Annotated in this window: 3 protein-coding genes; all 3 read left to right on the top strand. The window is 36.5% G+C overall.

Features of this window, described 5'->3' with window-relative positions; translation table 11 throughout:
• Positions 1 to 1,004, top strand: a 1,004-nt coding sequence (gene istA / locus ASJ81_RS09675; protein WP_095644289.1) for an IS21 family transposase, incomplete at its 5' end; no start/stop codon positions are given.
• Complete coding sequence (gene istB / locus ASJ81_RS09670; RefSeq protein ID WP_095643032.1) at positions 1,001 to 1,774, top strand: IS21-like element helper ATPase IstB; 774 nt, start codon at positions 1,001 to 1,003, stop codon at positions 1,772 to 1,774. The genes istA and istB, both read left to right, overlap by 4 nt.
• 456 nt (positions 1,775 to 2,230) lie before the next feature.
• Positions 2,231 to 3,859, top strand: a complete 1,629-nt coding sequence (locus tag ASJ81_RS09665) for an IS1634 family transposase (RefSeq protein WP_095644288.1) — start codon at positions 2,231 to 2,233, stop codon at positions 3,857 to 3,859.
• The last annotated feature ends 24 nt before the right edge of the window (positions 3,860 to 3,883 follow it).

The following is a 3,883-nucleotide window of genomic DNA, read 5'->3' as shown; positions in this document are numbered from 1 at the left end:
TAAAAGAAATGGGTTTTGAGGGAGGAAAAACCATAGTCAAGGACTTCGTACAAAAAGTCCGACCTGAGCAGGAAACCCCTGCCATACTTCGCTATGAAACAAAACCAGGTGTACAGGCTCAGGTTGACTGGGGAGAGTTAGGAACAGTTGAGGTTGATGGAAAGGTAAAGAAACTCTTTTGCTTTAACATGATTCTTGGATATTCCAGAATGAGATATGTTGAATTTACACTGAACATAGACACTCCCACTCTTATTCAGTGTCATCTGAATGCTTTTGAGTACTTTGGAGGATTTACACAGGAGATTCTCTATGATAACATGAAACAGGTTGTTATCAAAAGAGCCTTAAAATCATCAGATTCTGAATGGAACTCACAGTTTGAGGATTTCTTCAAATGCTTTGGTTTTATTCCACGGTTATGCAGACCATATAGACCTCAGACAAAAGGCAAGATTGAAAATACGGTAGGTTACGTCAAGAGGGATTTTTTCCTTGGAAGACAGTTTACCTCTCTCGAAGACCTGAACGCCCAAGTTAACAGGTGGTTGGAAAGGGTAAATTCAACTGTCCACGGAACAACCTATCAAATCCCTCTTGAACGCTTTAAGGAGGAAAACCTGAGCCCTTGGGATCAGGTTCCTCCTTACAAAGTTGTCCATAAGGAGACCAGAAAAGTCTCCAGAGATTGTTATATTTCTTTCCTTGGAAATAAGTATTCTGTTCCTTACAGGTTTGCAGGAAGAACTGCAGAGCTTCAGATCTTCGAAGGAAAATTCGAGGTCTATGTTGATTATGAAAAGGTCTGTGAACATGAAATTCTTCCAGGTAACTGCAGAGTTGCCAGGAAAAAGGAACATTTCCAGGGTCTACTGAGTGAGATTCTTAAAGAGAATTCAAAATACAGGAAGGATTCACAGATTCCATTGAAGTTCTCAGGTCCTGAAGTTGAAAAGAGGTCTCTTGATGTCTATGAAACATTTAGTGAAGGTGGTTTTGAATGAACAACTTCAGCTATGAAAGACTTCACACTAATCTGCAGTACTTGAAACTGAATACTATTGAAGAGCTTCTTGATAACTATCTTGAAATTGCTGCAAGGGACAGCAAGACAACAATGGAAGTCCTTGATTATCTGTTTGAACAGGAAAAGAAACACAGGGAAGCTGTTGCAGTTGAGAGAAGGATGAAAAGTGCAGTTTTTCCTGTTAAAAAGATGCTTGAAGAATTCGATTTTGAGTTTCAGTCATCTATTGATAAAAAAGTCATAGAAGACCTTGCAACGTTGAGATTTGTTCATAATGCAGAGAATATTGTTTTGCTCGGTCCTCCTGGAGTTGGAAAGTCTCATCTTGCAATTGCTCTTGGGATTGAAGCAGCAAAAGCAGGAATTTCGGTTTACTTTACCAATACAGGAAACCTTATTGATAGGTTGAAAATAGCAGATAGAGAAGGAATACTTGAAAAGAAGATCAGGGACTTGATGAAATTTAAAGTGTTGATAATTGATGAAATTGGATATCTCCCGTTTGATGAGGAAGGAGCTCACTGCCTATTTCAGCTAATCTCCAGACGTTATGAAAAGAGTTCAGTGATCTTGACATCGAATAAGTCATATGGAGAATGGGGAGAGATATTCAAGGACCATGTTATAGCGGCTGCTGTACTTGACAGGCTTCTCCATCATTGTACGACAATTAACATCAAAGGAGAAAGTTACAGGCTGAAAGAGAGAAAGAAACAGGGAATAAAAACAGGAAATCTGTACCAGTGATTTTGAGTGAATTCATGAAAAATTGAGTAAACTTTATATCAAAAGGTGAGGAATTTTAAACCGACCAATGTGGGGAAAATTAAATCGGCGTTGACAATTCTTTACTTTCTTCAATAATCAGTAGTTCTTATTAACTGAAATTCCGAATATCAGTACTAAAAAGCATTCAATATTTAGGCATTGTTGTGAATTTGTTGCAAATTCCCTTTAAATATAATGTACGAATTTTTATTGTAAAACCTGTATATGATAATTTTTGCTCTAGAACAAAAATGAATATTTCCATACGTTTTTGGGGTCAATATTTGGTCGTTTATGGGAACCTGCAGGAAATTTAACGACGTGAAGTATATTATACTGATAAGGAACAAAATTTATATGGACTATCATCCTAGATTCGGCAGGTAAACATATAAGTTAATATAATTATTCTCACATCTTTTTTCTTGATTTTCCATGGCAGACAAAAACAACAGTCGACTAGTCGAATCCTCAATAAAACGTACAAGATTTTTAGGTCACCTTGGTCTCATTGCTGGAGTTTTCCGAGAACTTGAAGTTGACAAACTGATCGATGAGAAACTCCCAAAGGAAAGGGATCACAAGATTCCTCACTCAGTCTGCATCCTTGCCATGGTACTCAATGGTCTTGGTTTCATAGGTCAACGTCTATACCTTTTTCCTGACTTTTTCAGGAATATTTCTATAGAAAGACTTTTTGGAGAAGGTGTAACACGAGAAGATCTGAATCAATATGCTATCGGAGAAACTCTTGACAGAATCGTAAAGTATGGTCCTACAAAACTGTTTACGGAAATTGTTCTTCACATTATGAATCGTCTACCTATTCCTGTCCATTGTTTACACGCTGACACTACAAGTGTCAGCGTTTATGGTGATTATCAAGACGAAGAAACGGAGTCTATTGATATCACTTTTGGAATTCCCAAAAACGGAAGATGGGATCTCAAACAATTTGTGCTAAGTTTGATTGTAAATCAGCATGGAATACCCCTTTTTATGAACACTCATTCAGGGAATGCTTCCGACAAAAGCACAATTCTGGAAGCAATAAAGTCTCTCAAATCAGCTTTAAGTCCTGAAAGCAAAGTGTACTATGTCGCTGATAGTTCTTTTTACACTGACAATAATATCAATAATATAGGAAAGTCATTCTGGATCAGTCGTGTTCCTGCAACAATTAATGAGGCAAAGGAACTGCTAACTGCAAATCTAAACCTGAAGCCACTGAAAAGCGATGAAAGATACTCATTTTATCAAACCTTTGTTGATTATGGGGGAGTCAAGCAAAAGTGGGTTTTGTTGCTTTCTCATAAAATGAAAGAAAAGAAAGAGATAACTCTCAGAAAGAAGCTTCAAAATGAACTTGAAAAAGCAGAAAAGTCGCTTAAAAAACTGGTAGGAGAGGACTTTTTCTGTGAAGAAGATGCATTAAAAGCAGCAGAAAAATGGATTGCAGATTTCCCTTCTATTGTGTTTGAAAAAGTAGATTTGAAAACCGTTAAAAAACGTGAAACAGGTAAAAGAGGCAGAATTTCTAAAGATGAGAAATTGAAGACATATTACAGGATTGAGGGGGTTATAAAGGTTAATGATGATTTTGTTTTAAAAGAAATGGAAAAAATGGGACTTTTCATTCTTGCAAGTAATGATATCAGTCTTTCTCCTGAAGAGATGCTGAAGTATTATAAAGGACAGGATAAAGTAGAAAAAGGATTCAGATTTTTGAAAAGTGATACCTTTAGCGTATCGAAGGTGTATCTCAAGAATAAATCAAGAATTGAAGCGTTGACAATGATAATGGTTCTCTGCTTGATGATTTATTCAATTGCGGAATGGAAATTAAGGACAAAATTAGAAGAAGAAAATGAAACGGTTCCAGATCAGAAAGGAAAACCAACAAAAAGACCGACAATGAGATGGATATTTTTCAAGTTTCAGGAAATTACAGAACTTATAACTCAGAAAAAAGGGAAAGCAAAGTCAGAAATTCTAAATATGGAAGAGATTCATTGGAAGATATTGAGTCTAATGGGAGAGGAATATGAAAATATATACCTCTAGTTGCGTTAACCTGCCGAAGCTAGG

Source organism: Methanosarcina spelaei, assembly GCF_002287235.1.
Taxonomy (GTDB): domain Archaea; phylum Halobacteriota; class Methanosarcinia; order Methanosarcinales; family Methanosarcinaceae; genus Methanosarcina; species Methanosarcina spelaei.
Note: the sequence above shows the minus strand (reverse complement) of the source record. Positions and strands in the feature narration are given on the sequence as shown.

Bases quoted from the DNA above. Each gene is read 5' to 3' on its own strand.
- istB (WP_095643032.1), top strand. From the start codon at position 1,001: ATGAACAACTTCAGCTATGAAAGACTTCACACTAATCTGCAGTACTTG.
- ASJ81_RS09665 (WP_095644288.1), top strand. From the start codon at position 2,231: ATGGCAGACAAAAACAACAGTCGACTAGTCGAATCCTCAATAAAACGT.